Source organism: Flavobacterium bernardetii (assembly GCF_011305415.1).
GTDB classification, from domain to species: Bacteria; Bacteroidota; Bacteroidia; order Flavobacteriales; family Flavobacteriaceae; genus Flavobacterium; species Flavobacterium bernardetii.
Genome location: NZ_JAANOQ010000004.1, coordinates 274,552 through 294,532, shown reverse-complemented (window position 1 = coordinate 294,532; position 19,981 = coordinate 274,552). Strand labels below are relative to the sequence as shown.

Annotated in this window: 23 protein-coding genes; 12 read left to right on the top strand and 11 right to left on the bottom strand. The window is 30.8% G+C overall.

The genetic code is table 11. The annotated features are described in order from the left end of the window. Positions 1-40 precede the first annotated feature (40 nt). Positions 41-535 carry a GNAT family N-acetyltransferase gene (locus G6N05_RS09820; RefSeq protein WP_166127861.1) on the top strand — a complete coding sequence of 165 codons (495 nt, stop codon included), beginning with the start codon at positions 41-43 and terminating at the stop codon, positions 533-535. 70 nt (positions 536-605) lie between these two features. On the opposite strand, the gene G6N05_RS09815 is transcribed toward G6N05_RS09820, so the two are convergent. From G6N05_RS09815 to G6N05_RS09800, 4 genes are all read right to left on the bottom strand, one after another. Next, complete coding sequence (locus tag G6N05_RS09815) at positions 606-1,208, bottom strand: glutathione peroxidase (RefSeq protein ID WP_166128017.1); 603 nt, start codon at positions 1,206-1,208, stop codon at positions 606-608. Positions 1,209-1,315: 107 nt separating this feature from the next. Next, a complete protein-coding gene (locus tag G6N05_RS09810; protein WP_166127851.1) occupies positions 1,316-1,924 on the bottom strand; it encodes a murein L,D-transpeptidase catalytic domain-containing protein in 609 nt (202 codons plus the stop codon). 109 nt (positions 1,925-2,033) lie between these two features. Next, complete coding sequence (ccsA, locus tag G6N05_RS09805) at positions 2,034-5,231, bottom strand: cytochrome c biogenesis protein (protein ID WP_166127847.1); 3,198 nt, start codon at positions 5,229-5,231, stop codon at positions 2,034-2,036. A gap of 113 nt (positions 5,232-5,344) precedes the next feature. Then, entirely contained in the window at positions 5,345-6,076 is a 732-nt protein-coding gene (locus G6N05_RS09800; protein WP_166127844.1) for a biotin--[acetyl-CoA-carboxylase] ligase, read from the bottom strand. An 84-nt stretch (positions 6,077-6,160) separates the two neighbouring features. Between G6N05_RS09800 and rsfS the strand changes: the two genes are divergently transcribed. The 7 genes from rsfS to G6N05_RS09765 all read left to right on the top strand — a co-directional run bounded on the left by rsfS (position 6,161) and on the right by G6N05_RS09765 (position 11,787). Further along, complete coding sequence (gene rsfS / locus G6N05_RS09795) at positions 6,161-6,529, top strand: ribosome silencing factor (protein ID WP_166127840.1); 369 nt, start codon at positions 6,161-6,163, stop codon at positions 6,527-6,529. 7 nt (positions 6,530-6,536) lie between these two features. Next, entirely contained in the window at positions 6,537-8,522 is a 1,986-nt protein-coding gene (ftsH, locus tag G6N05_RS09790; RefSeq protein ID WP_166127836.1) for an ATP-dependent zinc metalloprotease FtsH, read from the top strand. A gap of 98 nt (positions 8,523-8,620) precedes the next feature. Further along, entirely contained in the window at positions 8,621-9,223 is a 603-nt protein-coding gene (locus G6N05_RS09785) for a lactate utilization protein B/C (RefSeq protein WP_166127832.1), read from the top strand. A gap of 2 nt (positions 9,224-9,225) precedes the next feature. Next, positions 9,226-10,032 carry a phosphatidate cytidylyltransferase gene (locus tag G6N05_RS09780; RefSeq protein WP_166127828.1) on the top strand — a complete coding sequence of 269 codons (807 nt, stop codon included), beginning with the start codon at positions 9,226-9,228 and terminating at the stop codon, positions 10,030-10,032. After that, positions 10,025-10,684 (top strand): phosphatidylserine decarboxylase family protein, encoded by a 660-nt coding sequence (locus G6N05_RS09775; RefSeq protein WP_166127824.1) that lies wholly within the window; start codon positions 10,025-10,027, stop codon positions 10,682-10,684. The genes G6N05_RS09780 and G6N05_RS09775 overlap by 8 nt, the downstream gene beginning before the upstream one ends. Continuing rightward, complete coding sequence (locus G6N05_RS09770; protein WP_166127821.1) at positions 10,685-10,969, top strand: acyl-CoA-binding protein; 285 nt, start codon at positions 10,685-10,687, stop codon at positions 10,967-10,969. A gap of 44 nt (positions 10,970-11,013) precedes the next feature. After that, positions 11,014-11,787: a superoxide dismutase gene (locus G6N05_RS09765; RefSeq protein WP_166127817.1), complete on the top strand. Its 774-nt coding sequence runs from the start codon at positions 11,014-11,016 to the stop codon at positions 11,785-11,787. A 65-nt stretch (positions 11,788-11,852) separates the two neighbouring features. Here the strand turns inward: G6N05_RS09765 and G6N05_RS09760 are convergent, their stop codons facing one another. Next, complete coding sequence (locus G6N05_RS09760; protein ID WP_166127814.1) at positions 11,853-12,749, bottom strand: hypothetical protein; 897 nt, start codon at positions 12,747-12,749, stop codon at positions 11,853-11,855. 116 nt (positions 12,750-12,865) lie between these two features. Here G6N05_RS09760 and G6N05_RS09755 point away from each other — a divergent pair, with 116 nt between their 5' ends. From G6N05_RS09755 to rny, 4 genes are all read left to right on the top strand, one after another. Continuing rightward, on the top strand, positions 12,866-13,906 hold the full coding sequence (locus tag G6N05_RS09755; RefSeq protein ID WP_166127810.1) for a formimidoylglutamase: 1,041 nt from the start codon (positions 12,866-12,868) through the stop codon (positions 13,904-13,906). A gap of 104 nt (positions 13,907-14,010) precedes the next feature. Further along, on the top strand, positions 14,011-14,301 hold the full coding sequence (locus G6N05_RS09750; protein ID WP_166127807.1) for a hypothetical protein: 291 nt from the start codon (positions 14,011-14,013) through the stop codon (positions 14,299-14,301). 2 nt (positions 14,302-14,303) lie between these two features. Next, a complete protein-coding gene (locus tag G6N05_RS09745) occupies positions 14,304-14,597 on the top strand; it encodes a cell division protein ZapA (RefSeq protein WP_166127803.1) in 294 nt (97 codons plus the stop codon). Positions 14,598-14,804: 207 nt separating this feature from the next. Continuing rightward, on the top strand, positions 14,805-16,367 hold the full coding sequence (gene rny, locus G6N05_RS09740) for a ribonuclease Y (protein ID WP_166127799.1): 1,563 nt from the start codon (positions 14,805-14,807) through the stop codon (positions 16,365-16,367). 243 nt (positions 16,368-16,610) lie between these two features. On the opposite strand, the gene G6N05_RS09735 is transcribed toward rny, so the two are convergent. From G6N05_RS09735 to G6N05_RS09710, 6 genes are all read right to left on the bottom strand, one after another. Further along, the gene (locus tag G6N05_RS09735) at positions 16,611-16,805 is read right to left on the bottom strand and encodes a hypothetical protein (protein WP_166127795.1); all 195 of its coding nucleotides are present in this window, start codon (positions 16,803-16,805) and stop codon (positions 16,611-16,613) included. A gap of 31 nt (positions 16,806-16,836) precedes the next feature. Then, positions 16,837-17,817, bottom strand: coding sequence for a signal recognition particle-docking protein FtsY (gene ftsY, locus G6N05_RS09730; RefSeq protein WP_166127792.1), 981 nt, complete (start codon positions 17,815-17,817; stop codon positions 16,837-16,839). 107 nt (positions 17,818-17,924) lie between these two features. Next, a complete protein-coding gene (locus G6N05_RS09725; RefSeq protein ID WP_091308981.1) occupies positions 17,925-18,077 on the bottom strand; it encodes a DUF4295 domain-containing protein in 153 nt (50 codons plus the stop codon). 63 nt (positions 18,078-18,140) lie between these two features. Continuing rightward, a complete protein-coding gene (gene rpmG, locus G6N05_RS09720) occupies positions 18,141-18,323 on the bottom strand; it encodes a 50S ribosomal protein L33 (RefSeq protein WP_091308983.1) in 183 nt (60 codons plus the stop codon). Between the two features lie 21 nt (positions 18,324-18,344). Continuing rightward, positions 18,345-18,587, bottom strand: coding sequence for a 50S ribosomal protein L28 (rpmB, locus tag G6N05_RS09715; RefSeq protein WP_166127789.1), 243 nt, complete (start codon positions 18,585-18,587; stop codon positions 18,345-18,347). A gap of 79 nt (positions 18,588-18,666) precedes the next feature. Continuing rightward, a complete protein-coding gene (locus G6N05_RS09710) occupies positions 18,667-19,914 on the bottom strand; it encodes a CinA family nicotinamide mononucleotide deamidase-related protein (protein ID WP_166127786.1) in 1,248 nt (415 codons plus the stop codon). Positions 19,915-19,981: the final 67 nt, after the last annotated feature.

Below are 19,981 nucleotides of genomic sequence, written 5' to 3'. Positions count from 1 at the left end.
ACATTTTTTATACTTTTATCAGATAAATAAATACTTCAAAATGAACCCGATAATTCGAACCTACAAAACCGAAGATTGCCCAGCCATATTAGAAATCATCAATGACCAAATTTTAAACGGTGTGGCTTTGTATGATTATCAACCGAGAACTTTAGCGCAACAATTGGCTATTTTTGAAGATAAATTACAAAAAGACTTTCCAATTATTGTAGCGGAAATGAACAATGAAGTTGTTGGATTTGGCTATTATAGCGAATTTCGTTTTAGAGAAGCTTATAAATTGACCGTCGAACATTCTGTTTATGCAAATAAAAACTTCATTGGAAAAGGAATTGGGAATATGTTATTAACCGAATTAATTGCTTTAGCGAAAACTCAAGGTTTACACACGATGATTGGAGTAATTGATTCAGAAAACGAAAGTAGTATAGCTTTTCACGAAAAATACGGATTTGAAAAGGCGGGTTTTATAAAAGAATCTGGCTTTAAATTTAACCGTTGGTTGCATTCGGTTTTTATGCAAAAGATGCTTTAGTAAAGTTTAAAAAAAAATTCCAAATCTCAATATATCGAAATTTGGAATTTTAACAACTTAAAACTAAAAATTATTTCCCTTCAATCCAATTGGTAATTGAACTGTCGTTTGGTAAAACTCTTGGAGAGATTACATCAACTAAATGTCCGTTTTCATCAATTAAATATTTCTGAAAATTCCATTCTACTTCGCTGTCTTCCAATCCGTTTTTAGCTTTTTGAGTTAAGAATTGATACACTTCATGCAGGTTGCTTCCTTTGACTGAAATTTTTTCCATCATTGGAAAAGTCACACCATAATTCTTTTTACAAAACGCACCAATTTCTGCATTTGTTCCTGGTTCTTGTGCGCCAAAATTATTGGCTGGAAAACCTACAATTACAAAATTTTTGTCTTGGTATTTTTCGTAAATCGCTTGTAATTGTTCATATTGTGGTGTTAACCCACATTCTGATGCCGTGTTTACAATTAGTATTTTTTTTCCTTTTAGAGAAGCGAAATCAAACTCATTTCCTGATAAATCTTTTACTTTAAAAGTATAAATTGAACCTTGTTCCATAGCATTAATTTTAGAAGTTTCTGATAAAGGATTTTCGTTCGTATTTTCCACGAAATGTTCCCAATTTTCTGCTTTTTTATCTTCGTTTTTAGTATTGCAAGCCAATGCAACCATTACAATTCCTGTGAAAGTGTGAAATAATTTCATAAACAAGTATTTTTATTTCTCAAATGTAAGAAAAGAAACAGAAAACAAAAGTTAATGTTGTATTAAAAGTAAAACTAATAATAAATATACATCAGTACATTTTTATCCGATTTATCTAAAACATCTTGAATTCGTAAATAGAATTTTTCGTTTAACATCGGACAACCCCAACTTAAAACAATAGGAGAAATTTGTTCTTCATAAGGCATTTTTTTATGAGAATGCAATACAATATTTCTCAAAAATGCATTACTATTTGAAGTATCTAAACCATACATTCTATAAGCTTTACCGAAAGTTCCATTATATGAATTTCCAATATAATATTTACCTAATGAAGTCATTAATGAACCATCGGTATTACTAAATTGCAATTCACCCGTTACTGTTACTGAACCAGAACCATGAGCCACTAAACCAGAATCTGTAATTTGGTTTTTCTTCGTATCATAAACAAAAAAACGATATTTATTAGATGGAATTCTCATATCTAAAAGAAAAAACACCTCTTTATTATATTTAGAATTCTTTTTTAGAAATGCTTTTATTTCTTCTGCCTTACTTAAAGTTTTGTCTACGATTCTATTCGAAGTTTCACTATTAACTGAAGTACTTTTCAAATAAAAATTAGACAACAATACGATTCCTAAAACGGATAAGATGATGATTATTTTTTGCTTCATAGTAAAATTGCATATTAAGAAATAACGACAAAAAAGTGAAATTATTATACAAAAAAACCTGACAGGTTTTTAAATCTGTCAGGTTGTCTTTTTAAAGTAAACTTTATATTTATTTCTTTTTGTAAAATCTTTTATACTGAACGAAAGCTATCGCTGAAATAGCTAAAACAACTGCTAAGGCATAACCGTAATAAACTACATTTTGTTGTTCACCAGAAGCATAAGAATGCAATCCACTCAAGTGGAAATTTACACCAAAATACGTCATTAAGATACTAGCAAAAGCTAAAACCGACATGAAGTTGTATGCAAATAATCCACGTAAAGCAGGCACAAATCTGGCGTGAATTACGAATGCATAAATCATGATACTAATTAGTGCCCAAGTTTCTTTTGGATCCCAACCCCAGTAGCGGCCCCAACTTTCGTTGGCCCATTGTCCACCTAAGAAATTACCAATTGTAAGCATTACTAAACCAACGGTTAAAGCTAATTCATTGATATATGTGATTTCTTTGATGTTTAATTCCATTTTAGATTTGTTCTTTTTGTTCGTGAAAATCATCAAAAACAAAGACACTAATCCTAAAATCATCGCTAGTGTAAATGGCCCGTAACTTCCTACAATAACAGCCACGTGAATCATTAACCAATAAGAATTTAATACAGGAACTAAATTTGCAATACTTGGATCCATCCAGTTCAAATGTGCAACCCATAAAACCATAGCTGTTACAAATGCTGTTGAAGCAACTGTAAGTTCCGATTTTCTTCCGAAAGCTACACCAAAAAACATAGTTGCCCACGCCACATAAATCATACTTTCATAGGCATCAGACCAAGGTGCATGACCAGAAATATACCAACGAACAATTAATCCAGCTAAATGTAAAAGGAATAGTAAAATAATAGTTCCGTGGAAAAACTTCACTACATAATTTACCCATTTCTTTTTGTTGAAAATTTGAACAATTACAAAAATGAACATTAGAATTCCTACTAAAGCGTAATATGTATATAATTTTTTGAAAATATCGTATTTGTTATATTGAATTTCAGCCTCTAATTTATCTTCCGAAAGCATTACTTTTCCACCAAATTTCTTTTGATAATCTGATAAACCTTTTAGTAAACTTTCGGCGTTTTTGTAATTTTTAGATTGTGAAGCTCTCGCAGCTTCGCTAAAATAAAATGGAATGATATTTTTAACAATATCTAAATTTGTTTTCGTTGGATGTTGCAATTCTAAAAAAGAAGCCCATTTGTTGTTGGCGTCTTTAGGAAGTGGAAAAAATCGTAAAATTTGTCCGCTGATAGCCGAATACAATAAATTTACTTTATTATCTGCAGCTATAAAATCTTTTTGAAACTTATTTGGCACAACTTCTTTATACGCTTCATCTGTTTGTTTTTGCAATTTATAATTTCCAAAATCATCGAAAAAACTAATTAACGGTGCATATTTTGCTTCTTTATCTACACCAATAATCTTACGAATACTGTCGTTTCCTCTTTCTAAATGAATAATTGGAATTTGGTACCAAAACTCAGGAAATTGATTCATTGAAATTAAAACCTGATCTGAAGTATACCCTTCAAACTTATCATTTTTAGATATTTTTCGCAATAATTCAGACGAAAAAGTATTCACAGGTTTCATTCTTCCTTTAACATCTTGGATGACTAATCTTCCAAATTTTTCCGCATGCTCCGGAGAAACCATATATTTTTTAATCTCTTTTAAAGATTCTGCAACCGTTGGCATTTTTGGTTTTTGAACCGAAGTGTCATGCTGATGTGGTTCTGTTCCGTGATTATGTCCGTCGTGATTGGTATGATTATCTTGAGCAAAACCAACTAATCCGAAGAAGAATAAAAGTACAGTCAACGCAGCTTTTTTCGCACGAATTTTATCCACTTTCACTTTTAAATCATTAAATCTTGTATTTTTATCAAATAAAATCGCCATTAAAGCAAAGTATAATAAGAAGTAACCTATGTAAGTAATCCAAGTTCCCCAGAAATCGTGATTTACAGAAAGTACCGTTCCTTTTTCATCCTCATCAAAACTTGCTTGAAAAAAACGGAATTCTCTATAATCTAAAATATTATTCATGAAAACACTATCTGTAAACGTTTTTGACAATTCTTTATCTTGAATTTCGATTTTACTTTTAAATGCTGAATAGCTTTTTTCTGTTCCAGGATATTTTTCTGCCACAAAATCATTCAATTTTATAGAAAAAGGCAACGTATGAACTTTACTTCCATACATTAAAGTGAAATCTAATTTACCCATTTTAAAACTATCTGGTTCACCTTGTTTTCCTTTAGAACCTTTAAGTGTTACGATTTCTTCTTTGTTTTGAGAAGTCACTTTTACTACAATGGCATCATCTGTTTTTTTGTCTTTATAATCGCCATTTGATGCTAAAACTACTTTTCCATTTTGAGCTAATTCAGGAAGTACAAACTGTATTCCACCAGCATTATATAACGAACGGAACATTAACGGACTTGGTTGGTCTTTTGCGATTGTACCTTGCATTTTATCTGCCATTCGCATATAGTTACCCTCAAAAGGCGTTTGAATTGTATATGCAGCTGAAATTTTAGTAATGTTTATAGCGCCTTGTGTAAATTTATTGAACGCAAATAATACGTTACTGATGTTTTTCACTTCACCATCACGCAAATAATGCTCTTTTCTACTTCCACCACTTGCTTCCACTAATTTAATATATAAATCGCCTTTTGCATCTGGTTTGAATGTTTCAGAAGCATTCATAATAAATTCTTGTAATTCAATTTTATATGGAATATCTGAAAACTCATCAGAATATGAAAATGAATTATTTACAGCTTGAGAAAGTAATAATTGTTTTTCAATGGTTTTACGTTTCATCTCACCTTTATAATCTCCATCAACAAACAGAGTAAGATGTGGCATATCTGAATATACCGTATTAGCTGTTGCACCTTCACGAATTGGCATTAAACCTTCGTAACTAATATATCTAGTTACAAAAGCACCAATTATTATAAAAATCCACGACAAGTGTAATAATAAAGTCGCCCATTTTTCTCTTTTATGCAATTGGTAACGTTTGATATTTCCGAAAAAATTAATTAAGAAAAACAACATAATGGCTTCAAACCACCAAGTGTTGTAAATTAAAATTCGAGCAGTTTCTGTATTATACGCATCTTCAATGAATGTTCCTGCTGCCATTGCTGCTGCAAAACCAATAAATAAAAGTGCCATTAAGCGTGTAGAATATAGTGCGGAAAGTAATTTCTGTAACATAAAATGTTGTCTTTTTTTAAAGTAGTGCAAATGTACAGAATTGAAAATAAAGAGTAACTATTTTAACAAAATTTAATATTTGTAGGGGGAAGCTGGAAGATGGAAGCTGGAAGTTAATACAACATTTTGATTTCTTTAATGTCAAAAAGCTGTAAACTTTCATCTTCAAGTTCAATTTGTAACAAACCATTTGGCAATACTTGTTTGATTATTCCCATAAATTTATCACTTGATGAGTTTTCAAAAGCCATAGGTACATTTTTTTTGAATAAATTTTCTTGATAAACTTCCCAAAAATATGTGGCACCTTCGTTTTTATATAAATTGATGTTGTTTTGAAATTGGTTTAAGAAATTTAGCAATACTTCCTCTTTATGCCATTCTTGTCCAGAAATCTTTTTTAAAGAACTTGCTTGTGGCAAATTTGAAAAATTTTCTTGGTTCACATTTATGCCAATTCCTATGACAGAAAGTATTTCTGAATTACTTTTGAACTGATTTTCAATTAAAATGCCACAAATTTTCTTTTTATCTGCCAAAATGTCGTTTGCCCATTTTATAGATAAATTCGGAATTTTTAAATTTGTAAATGCTTGAAATAAACTAACAGCAACTACCACATTCAAATTGAAAACTTCTTCGAAATTTAGCAACACATCTTTTATCAATACACTGAAAGTAAGGTTTTTACCACTTTCTACTTCCCAATTTGCGCCTCGTTGTCCTCTCCCATTGGTTTGGTTTTCAGCCACAACAACAGTGAAATTTTCTACAGTTTGTTTCGTAATTAATTCTTTTAAATAGCTATTTGTAGAATCAATGGCAGGGAGTTTGATAATATGCATATAAGAAATTTTGTTATTACTTAATTGAAGTTACAAAAATAAAGACAAAAAATGATACCTTTGCACAAAACGAATAAATAATAGATGACGAAAAATATTAGCACAGATGATTTACTAGCAAGTATCATCAAAGGGATAGAAGATGTAAAAGGATTAGATATTGATATTCTTGATTTAAGAGGGATTGACAATAGCGTTTGTGATTATTTTGTAATTTGCAATGGTAATTCAAATACCCAAGTAAATGCAATTGTAGGTTCAATACAAAAAGGTGTGTCTAAAGAATTAAAAGACAAACCTTGGCATGTTGAAGGAACTGACGTTGGAGAATGGGTATTAATGGATTATGTAAATGTAGTAGTTCACGTATTTCAAAAACACATTAGAGAGTATTATAACATTGAAAGTCTTTGGGGTGATGCTAAAATCACTTCAATAGAAAACAAATTCTAAAACAATTATGTCAGAGAAAGAAAACGAAAACAAAAACAAGCCAATTATTAAAGTTGTAAAACTTGGGCCTTGGTTTTTTCCAATATTAGCCGTTTCAATAATTTTATTAATCAACTTTTTTAATGGTGGTTTCGATATGAATTATCCGAAATCGACTTCTATTTCTTCTTTTTATGATTTATTGAATAAGAATCAAATTGAAAAAGTAGACATTTTAACAAGTACTTCCGGCAATACAGCTGAAATTACTTTGAAAAAAACTGCTTATAAAAGTTCTACGGACAAAGAATTAAAGAAAGTAACTCAAGAAAAAGGACCACATTATTTAGTAAAAGATGTGGGTAGCTTAGAGTTATTTCAAAATGAGCTAAAAGAAGCTAAAAAGAATAAATTAATTTCAGGATACGATTTAAAACCTACAAGCAATTGGGGGGAATGGATTGGATTGTTATTACCAACCTTAATTTTCATTGGATTTTTCTATTTCATTTCGAAAAGAATGTCTGGTGGTGCTGGTGGTGGCGGTCAAATATTTAGCATCGGAAAATCGAAAGCGAAATTATTCGACGAAAAAAATGACATAAAAGTTACTTTTGAAAATGTTGCTGGATTAGAAGGTGCGAAAGAAGAAATACAAGAAATTGTAGAATTCTTAAAAACACCTGAAAAATACACAAGTATTGGTGGTAAAATTCCAAAAGGAGCCTTATTAGTTGGGCCTCCAGGAACTGGAAAAACCTTATTAGCCAAAGCGGTTGCTGGCGAAGCAAACGTACCTTTCTTCTCTTTATCAGGTTCTGATTTTGTGGAAATGTTCGTAGGTGTTGGAGCTTCTCGTGTTAGAGATTTATTCAAACAAGCCAAAGACAAAGCACCTGCTATTATTTTCATTGATGAAATTGATGCCGTTGGTAGAGCTCGTGGAAAAAACAACATGTCTGGAAGTAATGACGAAAGAGAAAACACTCTTAACCAATTACTAACAGAAATGGACGGATTTGGTACCAATTCAAACGTAATTGTTTTAGCTGCAACCAACAGAGCAGATGTTTTAGACAAAGCATTAATGCGTGCTGGACGTTTTGACAGACAAATTTATGTTGACTTACCAGATATCAGAGAACGTGCTGCAATTTTTGAAGTACACTTAAAACCTATTACAAAATCAGAAACATTAGATGTGGAGTTTTTAGCAAAACAAACACCTGGTTTTTCTGGTGCTGATATTGCAAATGTTTGTAATGAAGCCGCTTTAGTAGCTGCAAGAAAAGACAAAAAAGCTGTAGATAAACAAGATTTCTTAGATGCTGTTGACAGAATTGTTGGTGGTTTAGAAAAGAAAAATAAAATCATTACAAAAGCAGAAAAACACGCTATTGCTATTCATGAAGCTGGACATGCCACCGTAAGTTGGATGTTAGAACATGCTGCGCCTTTAGTTAAAGTTACTATTGTTCCTCGTGGACAAAGCTTAGGTGCTGCTTGGTATTTACCAGAAGAAAGACAAATCGTCAGAACTGAACAAATGTTAGACGAAATGTGTGCTACAATGGGCGGAAGAGCGGCTGAAAAAGTAGTTTTCGATAAAATTTCAACAGGTGCGCTTTCAGATTTAGAAAAAGTTACCAAACAAGCTCGTGCAATGGTTACTGTATATGGTTTAAACGATAAAATCGGGAACATTACGTATTACGATTCTTCAGGACAATCTGATTATAATTTCTCGAAACCTTATTCAGATGACACTGCAAAAGTAATTGATGCCGAAATTTCTGGATTAATTGAAGCACAATACCAAAGAGCCATTGATATTTTAACGGAGAACAGAACTAAATTAGAAGCGTTAGCTGATATTTTAATTGAAAAAGAAGTTATTTTTAAAGACGATTTAGAAACTATTTTCGGAAAGAGACCTTTTGATATTGAAGAAGTAAAACCAGAAACAATGACGGAGATTATTTCAGAAACAAATTCAGAAATTACACCCGAATAAGTTATTAACAATCTATTGTATAAAAAATCTTAACCTAGAAGTAATTTTAAGTTAAGATTTTTTTATATTTGATGCTTACGAATATTTACAGAACTAAAATGAATATTTTCAAAAAAATATTTGGCAATCAAGACGACGCAGAACATCAAGAAAAAAACGTTTCTAAAAGCCAATATACACCAGACATTAATACACCAGTAGACGAATTATTTACCATTAACTTTAAAAATAATGGTGGAAAATTTATTTATTGTTCTAGTATGAGTGAGGTTCATGATAATTTTGAAAATATTTTAGAAGAAAATGATTGGTTTGAAAATCAAGTAAAATGTTTTGATTCGAGATTATTTCACTTTTTAGATGAAAACAGATTAGAATACAAAAACGCTCCCAATCCAACTTTCTTCTTTACACCATGTGAAAACTTAATTGCCGATGAAGGTTCAATCCTATTCTCATCAAAACAATTAAAACAACATAAAATAGACGAATTACCTACAAACATTATTGTTTTTGCTTCCACTAGTCAGTTAACCATGACAAAAGGTGATAGTTTAAGAAACATTAAAAACAAATACGACAAAGAATATCCAACAAATATTACTGCGATTAAGTATTTTGAAAAGACTACAGAAGAAGATTTTCTTCACTATGGTAGTTGCCACAAAAACTTATACTTAATACTATTAGAAGATTTATAAAAATGAGTGAAAATGCAACAAGAGCAAGTAGTGGTGCAGTGTATATTGCATTACTTATATTTTGCACCCTTTTTTCGCCAATAACCTTTCATATTTTATTCACGGTTTTTATGTGTTTAAGTATTTATGAATTTTCTAAAATGACCAATTACAAATATTATTATTTATTTGCTATTGGAGGAATTTTAATTTCAGTATTGTTTTTCATAAGCCAACTTCCGCCAGCAAATTTAATTTACATCGCTTCTGGTTGTGTGGTTTTCAATATCTTACTATTAATAAATTTATTTAAAGACAAATCGTTTCATAAATACCACAAAACGTATAGTCATATGTTTTTATACGTTACTTTACCTTTTATTTTATTGCTATCAATTCCAAATTTCGGACAAGATGGACCAAAATACGAAATCGTTTTAGCTATTTTTATAATGATTTGGTGTAACGATACATTTGCCTATTTGGTAGGAAAATCTATTGGAAAGCACAAATTACTAGAAAGAGTTTCACCAAAAAAAACCATTGAAGGCTTTATTGGCGGAATGATTTTTACCATAATTGCTTCTATAATAATTAGTCAATTTTATACTTTTTTTAGTGTAACTTTGTGGATTATTACAGCAATTATAATTGCATTATTTGGTACTCTTGGTGATTTAGTAGAATCTAAATTCAAAAGAGAAGCTGGCGTAAAAGATAGCGGTAACATCATGCCTGGCCATGGTGGTATTTTAGACCGACTAGATAGTGTTATTTTTGTGATTCCGTTTTTATATGTTTTATATTTAATTTACTTTACTTATGCTTAAGTTTCATCCAGAAGGATCAAAAATCATTTTAATTTCAACTTTAATTACTGTTTTAGGTATTTTTGGTGTTGATAGTTTGTTGCATGACAACACAGTTTTAAGAATAATAGTACAATGTACATTACTTTTTCTTTTAATAATGATTCTTCAATTTTTTAGAGACCCAGTAAGAGTCGCTGACAATAGTGATAATCACGTTTTAGCTCCAGTTGATGGAAAAGTGGTAGTAATTGAAGAAGTTTTCGAACCAGAATATTTTAAAGATAAAAGATTAATGGTTTCTATTTTCATGTCGCCAATCAACGTTCACGTAACAAGATATGCGGTAAATGGAATTGTGAAATATAGCAAATATCACCCTGGTAAGTTTTTAGTAGCATGGCATCCAAAAGCCAGCGAAGAAAACGAAAGAACTACAGTAGTTATTGAAAACAGAGTGTACGGTGAAATTATGTACCGCCAAATTGCTGGTGCATTAGCTAAAAGAATCGTAAATTATGCTGTTGAAGGCATGAGAGTTGTTCAAGGAAAAGATGCTGGTTTTATTAAATTTGGTTCTCGTGTGGATTTATATTTCCCAATTGGAACAGAAATCAATGTGAAATTAGGACAAAAAGCAATCGGAAACAAAACTATAATTAGTAAAAAATAAATGAACGAATTATCGTTAGATGAAAGATTCCAGGAAGCGATTCGTAATGCCAACGAAAAAATTCCTAAAACTTCTGTACCGCAAGATGTTCAGCTAGTTCTTTATGCCTATTACAAACAGGCACTTTCAGAAAACATAAGTTATGGTCACCACGGTTACGAATCAGATGAAGTAGTAACTGCTTTTAAACAAAACGCTTGGATGCAAGTAAGACATCTTAGCGCTAGTGAAGCTAAAGAAAAATACATCGAAATTATAAATCAAATGTTAAAAGATAGACAGTAATGTTTATCTTTTTTATTTTTGTACAAAATCTAAATAATAAAAAAATGAAAAACAGAATTCTAGTGTTAACTTTTGCATCTATAGTAGGTTTTACAAGTTGCGGAAAAGATAAAGAATTAGTTGAAGTTACAATTCCAGAACCTGAAAAAGTTGAAAAAGCTGCAATAGGGAATCCTGCTGATGTAAAAGCAGATGATGAAGAAGGTGCTTTTCAAATGAAAGGCCTACCTTATGCTTACAATGGTTTAGAACCATTTATTGATGCGAAAACTATGGAAACCCATTATTCGAAACATCATGTAGGATATTGCAACAAATTAAACACAGCCGTGAAAGGAACAGATTTAGAATCTAAATCAATAGAAGAAATTCTAAAAAAATTAGATATGAATAAATCTGATATTAGAAATAACGCTGGTGGCTATTACAATCATAATTTCTTTTTCGAAATATTGGCAGCAAATGGTGGCGATGCAACAGATGAAGTTTTAGAAGCTATCAACAAAGATTTCGGCTCTTATGATGAATTCAAAAAACAATTTTCTGACAGTGCCACAAAATTATTTGGTTCAGGTTGGGTTTGGTTAGTGAAAGATAAAACAGGAAAATTAATAATTTCAACTACTACAAACCAAGACAATCCTTTAATGTCAAAAGCAGAAATAAAAGGAACACCAATTTTAGCTTTAGACGTTTGGGAACACGCGTATTATTTAAAATACCAAAACAAACGTAAAGATTATATCGATGCCTATTTTAATGTAATTAACTGGAAAAAAGTTAATGAAAAATTTAAAACGGCAACCGTTACTGAATAATATAAAAAACAAAAAAGGCTTCAAATAATCTGAAGCCTTTTTTGTTTTTTTACAAATTGTAATTATTACCTTAATTGAAAACTGTTTTTAGAAACTAATTCTCCATTTTTATCAAACACATTTACAAAGTAAGAACCAGCTGTAATATTTTTTACAGGTAAATCTTCTTGTACTTGTACTGTTTTATTTTCGTACTTAACCGTTTTTTGAAAACTATATGGCAAATAAGTAGAACCAAACGCTTCTGTTTTTTTCTCTCCTAAAACGTTGTTTTTACTATCGATAACTTGCACAAAATATAATCTATCTCCAGTTTTAGCCACTTGATTTTCTGCAATTGTAAAACTAATTTTTAAAACATCAGCTCTAGTAGCTTTGTCAGTATCAACTTGTTTTCCTGAACTTTTTTGTTTAACTGCTAAAGTCGTTAAGTTTAAAACTGATAATTTCTGTGCTTTTTCAACCGTTTTAGACAAGTTTTCGTTTTTTGCTGCCAATGTATCATTTGCAGTTTTTGCATTTGATAACAACACAGTAGTACTATCTAAATTTTTAGTTAATCCAACATTTGCTTCTTTTAGTGTATTATTTTCAGCAATCAAATTGTCCATTTCGCGTTTAAGCTTTACGTACTCATTTTTGTATTTAGAAAGTTCAGCCACACTACCATTAGATTTTTTAATTTTCTCTAATAATTCTACAATTTTCGCTTGCTCTTCTTCCAATTCCCCTTTTAAAGCTGTATTATCAGCTATTGCAGTATCATATTCAGCAATTTTCGCCTCTAATTCTGACTGGAATTTTTCTTTCTCTGTCATCGTTTTGGATAAACTAGAATCAACTGCGCTTTTGTCTTGATTCAATTTATATACATACGCTAAACTTCCCATTAGAAGCAAGGCTAAAACTACAATTGCAGCCTTTAATCCTGAATTTCGAGGATTTGATTGATTTAATTCCATATTTAGTTTGATTTAGGTTATTATTCTATACAAAAATAAAATTTTATTTATTTCTATCACTATATAACGTAATGTATGTTGAAAATATTATATTTGGTACACATTTAAATTTCAAAATGGATAAATTAAACGTATTCAGTTCTAAAGATTTAGCTAAAATAACACAGCACAGAAGTGGTGAAATAAAGTTTGGCGAAAAGATAATAACTGTTCCAATTGATGAAAATTGGATAGAATTTATTACGAATTGTGAAGCAAAATTCGTTTTAATTGGTTTACCCGAAGATATTGGAGTAAAAGCAAACTTAGGTCGAACTGGAACTGCAACAGCTTTTGAAAGCACATTGAAAAGTTTAGTTAACTTCCAACACAACAAATTTTGTAAAGGAAGCGAATTAATTGCGTTAGGAGAAATTGATTTCTCTAAAGAAATGGAAATTTCAAAAACTTTAGATACAACAATCAAAGAAGACCGAAAAACACTTTTTAGTTTGGTTGAAAATATAGACAAAGATGTTTCATTCGTGATTAGCACCATTATTAAAGCGAATAAAATTCCGATTATTATTGGTGGCGGACATAATAACGCTTATGGAAATATAAAAGGATTGGCTTTAGCGAAAGGAATTCCAGTAAATGCGATAAATTTTGACGCCCATACCGATTTCCGAATTATGGAAGGTCGTCACAGCGGAAATGGTTTTACTTATGCTTTTGAAGAAGGTTTTTTGAAAAAATATTTTATCTTCGGATTACATGAAAATTTCGTATCTAAAAGTGTTTTCAATACCTTAAAAACAATAGAAGAACGGGTAAAATATGTTACTTATGAAGAAATGGCTGTTAGAAAAACAAAAAGTTTTTCAACAGAAATCACAAATGCATTAAAATTTATATCAAGCACACCTTTTGGTTTAGAATTAGATTTAGATGCGATTCCAAACATCCCAAGTAGTGCCATGACATTAAGTGGTTTTAGTGTAGAAAAAGCACGTCATTTTATCCATTTAGTTGGAAAAGAAGAAAATGCATGTTATTTTCACATCTGTGAAGGCGCACCAGATTTAGATTTATCTAACAATAATCATTTAACCGGAAAATTAATCGCTACCTTAATTTTAGATTTCATTAAGAGTAAAAAACCAAACGAAAATTAAAAAAATTACACTCGAGAAAAAAACTTTATAATTTTTGTAAAAAAGTGTTGGATTTCGAGATTGAAGTTTTAAATTTGTAAAATCAAGAAAAGAATTAAGTTGTAATGAGCGAATTGTCAAAAGTTATTGATTCTTTAGAAGTAAAGTTCTTTAAATTATCTAAAAAAATAGAAAATTTAGAGCAATTGAACGAAAGTTTATCTAAAGAATTGAGAGAAATAAAGCAGACAGCCCAACACGAAAATGAGAAAGTAAACTCATTAAAAAACGAGTTGGAAAGCTTACGAATTACCAATTCTCTTCTAGGCAGTGAAGAATACAAGAAAGAAACAAAACTGAAAATAAATTCGTTGATTAGAGAAATCGACTATTGTATAGCTCAACTTTCTGAATAATTATGGCAGAAAAGTTAAAAATAAAAATTTCAATTGCAGACCGAGTGTATCCATTAACAGTGGAAACCACTCAGGAAGAAGGTCTAAGAACGGCGTCTAAAAAAATAGATGCCACTATAAAAAAATTTGAAGCCAGCTATGCCGTAAGAGATAAGCAAGATGTATTGGCTATGTGCGCTTTACAATTTGCTTCTCAAATAGAACAAACACAAATAGATACCTCTACTGATACGGTAGAAGCATTCGAAAGATTAAAAAAACTCGACGATAAAATTGAAGGTTTACTTTCAAAATAAGAAAATACGTTCATACAAAAACACTAAAGTACTGCCCACATTAGTAAATATTTGATAAACTCAACACTAACTATTAAATGAGTGAATTTGCAATAGTAAAGCACGTCCTTCACGGGAATCCTTGATCATTGTTTTAGCTCAAATCCTGTCTGAATCGAGTTTATTCAAACACCTGATGTGGGCTTTTTTATTAAACTAAACAAAACTATGGAATTAACAAGTATAATAATTGGAATCGTTGTCGGATTGGCTATAGGATTTGCAATTGCTAAATTTTTAGAAAAAAGCAATGTATCAAACCTAATCAAAAATGCTAAAAAAGAAGCGGGTTCAATTTTAAGAGATGCTAAATCAGAAGCCGAAGCTGAAAAGAAAAATAAGCTATTACAAGCCAAAGAGAAATTTTTAGAATTAAAATCGGAACACGAAAAAGAAATTTTGTCAAAAGACAAAAAAATGGCTGAAGCCGAAAAAAGAACAAGAGATAAAGAATCTCAAATTTCAAATGAATTAGCCAAAGCAAAGAAAGTAAATGACGAAGCTGAAGCTAAGATTATTGAATACAATACAAAAATTGAAAACTTAGAGAAAAAATCTCAAGAAGTTGACAAATTACATAAAAGTCAGATTGAGCAATTAGAAGTAATTTCTGGTTTATCTGCAGAAGAAGCAAAAAACCAATTGGTTGAAAGTTTAAAAGCAGAAGCTAAAACGAATGCAATGGCGCATATTCAAGAAACAATTGAAGAAGCAAAAATGCAAGCACAACAAGAAGCTAAGAAAATTATCATTAGCACGATTCAACGTGTAGGTACGGAAGAAGCTGTTGAAAATTGCGTTTCTGTATTCAATATTGAATCTGATGATGTTAAAGGTAGAATTATTGGTAGAGAAGGAAGAAACATTAGAGCTATTGAAGCGGCAACTGGAGTTGAAATCATTGTAGATGACACACCTGAAGCAATTATCTTATCTTGTTTTGATCCAGTTAGAAGAGAAATTGCACGTTTAGCACTACATAAATTAGTAACTGACGGTCGTATTCACCCAGCTCGTATTGAAGAAGTAGTTGAGAAAACGAAAAAACAAATTGAAGAAGAAATCATTGAAGTAGGTAAACGTACGGTTATCGATTTAGGAATTCACGGTTTACACCCAGAATTGATTAAGATTGTAGGTCGAATGAAATACCGTTCTTCTTACGGACAAAACTTATTACAACACTCAAGAGAAGTTTCTAAATTATGTGGTTTAATGGCTGCAGAATTAGGACTAAACGTGAAATTAGCGAAAAGAGCTGGTTTATTACACGATATTGGAAAAGTTCCAGATACAGAAAGTGAATTGCCTCACGCTATTTTAGGTATGCAATGGGCGGAAAAATACGGTGAAAAAGAAGAAGTTTGTAATGCTATTGGAGCACACCACGATGAAATTGAAATGAAATATTTAATTTCTCCAATTATTCAAGTGTGTGATGCGATTTCTGGCGCAAGACCAGGCGCAAGACGACAAGTATTAGATTCTTATATTCAACGTTTAAAAGACTTAGAAGAAGTAGCTTATAGTTTTCCAGGTGTGAAGAATGCTTATGCAATTCAAGCAGGTAGAGAATTACGTGTATTAGTAGAAAGTGAAAAAGTTTCTGACGATTTAGCAGCAACATTATCATTTGAAATTTCACACAAAATTCAAACAGAAATGACTTATCCTGGTCAAGTTAAAGTAACTGTAATTAGAGAAACTAGAGCGGTAAATATTGCAAAGTAAACTCTAAAATAACATAATTAAAAAAGTCCGTCCTGATATAATTGGGACGGACTTTTTATTTTACAGTAAAGGATATTTACTAAAGCTAAAAAATTCAACACTATATCTATCAACAACATTCCTTCCAAACAAAATTATAAGAATATTAAATTAATAAAAACTTACATTAACAATTCTTTCTTTAACATAAAAAATCCCCAATAGAGTTATTGAGGATTTCGTATTATTTATTTTTAAGTTGGCTTATTTTTTCTTTGCCGTTTTTTTTGTTTTTCCGTTAATTACTTTAATTGCAACATACATAAACAAAATAAAAGAAAGTAATCTTAAAAACATAAAGGCACTTTCGCTTTGCATAAAACTTAAAAATTTCAAATCAAAAGGTAAGGCCAAAAAAGCCGCAATAATTGCAATTAATAACAATTTTGAATTGGTCATATTTTTAAAAAAATTCATCATACTTTATCAATTAATTAAAGAAAGAATCTACAAATTCTGTTTTATTAAATACCTGTAAATCTTCAATTCCTTCACCTACTCCAATATATTTCACTGGAATTTGAAATTGATCTGAAATACCTATAACGACACCACCTTTTGCGGTTCCGTCTAATTTAGTTACTGCTAAACAAGAAACTTCTGTAGCAGCAGTAAATTGTTTAGCTTGTTCAAAAGCGTTTTGCCCTGTAGAACCATCAAGCACCAACATTACGTCGTTAGGCGTATTAGGAACCACTTTTTGCATTACATTTTTGACTTTGGTTAATTCATTCATTAAACCAACCTTATTATGTAAACGACCCGCTGTATCAATAATAACAACATCGGCATTTTGTGCTACAGCAGATTGCAACGTATCAAAAGCAACAGAAGCTGGATCTGAACCCATTTGTTGTCTCACCATTGGCACTCCTACTCTATCCGCCCAAATTTGTAATTGGTCAATAGCAGCAGCTCTAAAAGTATCGGCAGCACCTAAAACTACATTATAACCTGCTTTTTTTAATTGATAGGCTAATTTTCCAATAGTTGTAGTTTTCCCAACACCATTTACACCCACAACCATAATTACATACGGTTTAGTATCTTTTGGAATAGTAAATTCTGAATCATTTCCGGTATTAGTTTCAGATAAAAGCGAACCAATTTCTTCTCTTAAGATTAAATTAAGTTCGTCAGTTCCTAGATATTTGTCTTGAGAAACTCTTTTTTCAATTCTTTGTATAATTTTTAATGTGGTATTTACACCAACATCTGAAGAAATAAGTACTTCTTCTAAATTATCTAAAACTTCATCGTCCACTTTAGATTTTCCAGCAACTGCTTTAGTTAGTTTGGAAAAGAACGAAGTTTTTGTTTTCTCTAAACCTTTATCTAAAATTTGCTTTTCCTGTTCTGTAATTACAGGTTCACTTTTATTAGAAGAAAATATTTTTTTAAAAAAACTCATTGTATTAAGTAAGTAATGATATGATTTTCATTATTATGGAACAAAAATAAAATAAAAAAAGCTACTTTCAAATGAAAATAGCTTTTTTAGTATCTATATTGTATAGATTATTTCTTTTTTAAGAACTCATCTACTTCTTCTGGACTCATTACTGATTCCACAAATGTGTAAGCACCTGTTTTAGGAGACTTTACCATTTTGATTGCTTTAGTCAATCTTTTAGAAGCTGTTTGTAAAGTTGCTACGGTTTTCTTTGCCATGACTTAATGTTTTATTGAATTTAAAAATCTCAAATACGATATTTGAAAATTAAAAAATTCTAATTATTTAATTTCTTTGTGAACAGTTACTCTTTTCAAGATAGGATTGAATTTTTTGATCTCCATTCTATCTGGTGTGTTTTTCTTGTTTTTAGTCGTAATGTAACGAGAAGTTCCTGGTTGACCAGATTCTTTGTGCTCAGTACACTCTAAAATTACTTGGATTCTATTACCTTTCTTTGCCATTTTAATATATTTTATAAATGATTAAACAGATTTTACAAATCCTTCTGCTTTAGCTTTTTTCAAAACTGCGGCAATACCATTTTTGTTAATTGTTTTTAATACTGCTGTAGATATTTTTAGGCTCACCCATCTATCTTCTTCAGCAATGTAAAAACGTTTTTTTACTAAGTTCACAGAGAATTTTCTCTTAGTTTTATTCATCGCGTGAGAAACGTTGTTTCCAACCATTGCTCTTTTTCCTGTTAGTTCACAAACTCTTGACATTATTCTAAACTTTTATATCGTTATTCTAAATAAGGGTGCAAAGAAAAGGATTTTTCAATTACTATGCAACTATTTTTTATTAGTTTTTTGAAATTTCTTTGTATAACATTTCAAATGCTTTGTTAACCGCCCTATCTATAACCTTTTCACGCGGTTGACCAAAATTAAATTCTTCTACAAAAACTTCACCTGGAGTGGCAATTGCAATAAAAACAGTACCAATTTCGGCTTCACTGTTTCCTTTAGTTGGTCCAGCGTTTCCAGTTGTGGCAATTGCGAAATCTGTATTAAAAATAGTTTTACAATTTAAAGCCATTTCCTTCGCAACCTCAGCACTCACTACAGAAAACTTTTTTATTGTTTCTGAATTCACTTTTAACAAATCTATTTTAACCTGATTCGAATATGCTACAATTCCACCTTGAAAATAAACTGAAGCTCCTGATACTGACGTAATTAATTCTGCGATTTTTCCTCCAGTACAACTTTCTACGGCTGACAAAGTTAATTCTTTTTTTGCTAACGCTCTTCCGACAATAACTTCAATAGTCTCCTCTTCATCATAACCCACAATAATATCTCCAATTAAAGGCTCTAATTTTTCTACTTCTTTTAAAATAGACTCACTTAAAATCGCTTCATTTTCTCCTCGAGCTGTCAATCTTAACCTAACTTTTCCTGGACTTGGCAAATACGCTAATTTTATAAAACTCGGCAAATTCGTTTCCCAATCTTCAATTTGTTCGGCAATTAAACTCTCACCTCGACCGTAAGTCATCAGTGTTTTATGCACAATATATGGTCGCTCAAATTTCTCAACCAAATAAGGAATCAATTCATTATCAACCAAATACTTCATTTCATAAGGCACACCTGGCAAAGAAACAAAAACGGTATTTCCATGTTCCATTAGCATTCCAGGAGCTGTTCCCATTTTATTGAAAAGCACTTTTGCTTTTGATGGTACCAACGCCTGCTCAATGTTTAATTGCGTAATTGGTCTTTTATAAAACCCCTCAATAATTTCTTTTACATGAGCTAGAACCGATTCATCTTGTACCAAAACATCATCGAAATAATCGCAAAATGTTTTTTTAGTAATATCATCTTTTGTTGGCCCTAAACCACCAGTTATAACAACAACATCAAAATTATTCTGAACTTTACGAAACGTTTCTAAAATATGGGTTTTATCATCTGATATAGAAAGCATCTCATAAGTTGCAATTCCTATTTTATCTAATGCTTTTGAAATGTAAGATGAATTTGTGTCGATAATTTGACCAATTAATATTTCATCTCCAATAGTTATGACTGCTGCCTTCATTTTATAAATTTGTGCAAAAATAAGAAAACCACGCTTAAAGCGTGGTTAAAATTATATTAAAAGTAAG

What these genes read in the sequence shown, in the direction of transcription:
- G6N05_RS09780 (WP_166127828.1), top strand. Translation starts at nt 9,226, where the DNA reads ATGAGTGAAAATGCAACAAGAGCAAGTAGTGGTGCAGTGTATATTGCA.
- G6N05_RS09770 (WP_166127821.1), top strand. Translation starts at nt 10,685, where the DNA reads ATGAACGAATTATCGTTAGATGAAAGATTCCAGGAAGCGATTCGTAAT.
- rpmG (WP_091308983.1), bottom strand. Translation starts at nt 18,323, where the DNA reads ATGGCAAAGAAAGGTAATAGAATCCAAGTAATTTTAGAGTGTACTGAG.
- G6N05_RS09735 (WP_166127795.1), bottom strand. Translation starts at nt 16,805, where the DNA reads ATGACCAATTCAAAATTGTTATTAATTGCAATTATTGCGGCTTTTTTG.
- G6N05_RS09810 (WP_166127851.1), bottom strand. Translation starts at nt 1,924, where the DNA reads ATGAAGCAAAAAATAATCATCATCTTATCCGTTTTAGGAATCGTATTG.
- ftsY (WP_166127792.1), bottom strand. Translation starts at nt 17,817, where the DNA reads ATGAGTTTTTTTAAAAAAATATTTTCTTCTAATAAAAGTGAACCTGTA.
- rpmB (WP_166127789.1), bottom strand. Translation starts at nt 18,587, where the DNA reads ATGTCAAGAGTTTGTGAACTAACAGGAAAAAGAGCAATGGTTGGAAAC.
- G6N05_RS09800 (WP_166127844.1), bottom strand. Translation starts at nt 6,076, where the DNA reads ATGCATATTATCAAACTCCCTGCCATTGATTCTACAAATAGCTATTTA.
- G6N05_RS09765 (WP_166127817.1), top strand. Translation starts at nt 11,014, where the DNA reads ATGAAAAACAGAATTCTAGTGTTAACTTTTGCATCTATAGTAGGTTTT.
- G6N05_RS09750 (WP_166127807.1), top strand. Translation starts at nt 14,011, where the DNA reads ATGAGCGAATTGTCAAAAGTTATTGATTCTTTAGAAGTAAAGTTCTTT.
- G6N05_RS09710 (WP_166127786.1), bottom strand. Translation starts at nt 19,914, where the DNA reads ATGAAGGCAGCAGTCATAACTATTGGAGATGAAATATTAATTGGTCAA.
- G6N05_RS09760 (WP_166127814.1), bottom strand. Translation starts at nt 12,749, where the DNA reads ATGGAATTAAATCAATCAAATCCTCGAAATTCAGGATTAAAGGCTGCA.
- G6N05_RS09815 (WP_166128017.1), bottom strand. Translation starts at nt 1,208, where the DNA reads ATGGTTGCATTGGCTTGCAATACTAAAAACGAAGATAAAAAAGCAGAA.
- G6N05_RS09725 (WP_091308981.1), bottom strand. Translation starts at nt 18,077, where the DNA reads ATGGCAAAGAAAACCGTAGCAACTTTACAAACAGCTTCTAAAAGATTG.
- rny (WP_166127799.1), top strand. Translation starts at nt 14,805, where the DNA reads ATGGAATTAACAAGTATAATAATTGGAATCGTTGTCGGATTGGCTATA.
- G6N05_RS09755 (WP_166127810.1), top strand. Translation starts at nt 12,866, where the DNA reads ATGGATAAATTAAACGTATTCAGTTCTAAAGATTTAGCTAAAATAACA.
- G6N05_RS09820 (WP_166127861.1), top strand. Translation starts at nt 41, where the DNA reads ATGAACCCGATAATTCGAACCTACAAAACCGAAGATTGCCCAGCCATA.
- G6N05_RS09785 (WP_166127832.1), top strand. Translation starts at nt 8,621, where the DNA reads ATGAATATTTTCAAAAAAATATTTGGCAATCAAGACGACGCAGAACAT.
- G6N05_RS09775 (WP_166127824.1), top strand. Translation starts at nt 10,025, where the DNA reads ATGCTTAAGTTTCATCCAGAAGGATCAAAAATCATTTTAATTTCAACT.
- G6N05_RS09745 (WP_166127803.1), top strand. Translation starts at nt 14,304, where the DNA reads ATGGCAGAAAAGTTAAAAATAAAAATTTCAATTGCAGACCGAGTGTAT.
- rsfS (WP_166127840.1), top strand. Translation starts at nt 6,161, where the DNA reads ATGACGAAAAATATTAGCACAGATGATTTACTAGCAAGTATCATCAAA.
- ccsA (WP_166127847.1), bottom strand. Translation starts at nt 5,231, where the DNA reads ATGTTACAGAAATTACTTTCCGCACTATATTCTACACGCTTAATGGCA.
- ftsH (WP_166127836.1), top strand. Translation starts at nt 6,537, where the DNA reads ATGTCAGAGAAAGAAAACGAAAACAAAAACAAGCCAATTATTAAAGTT.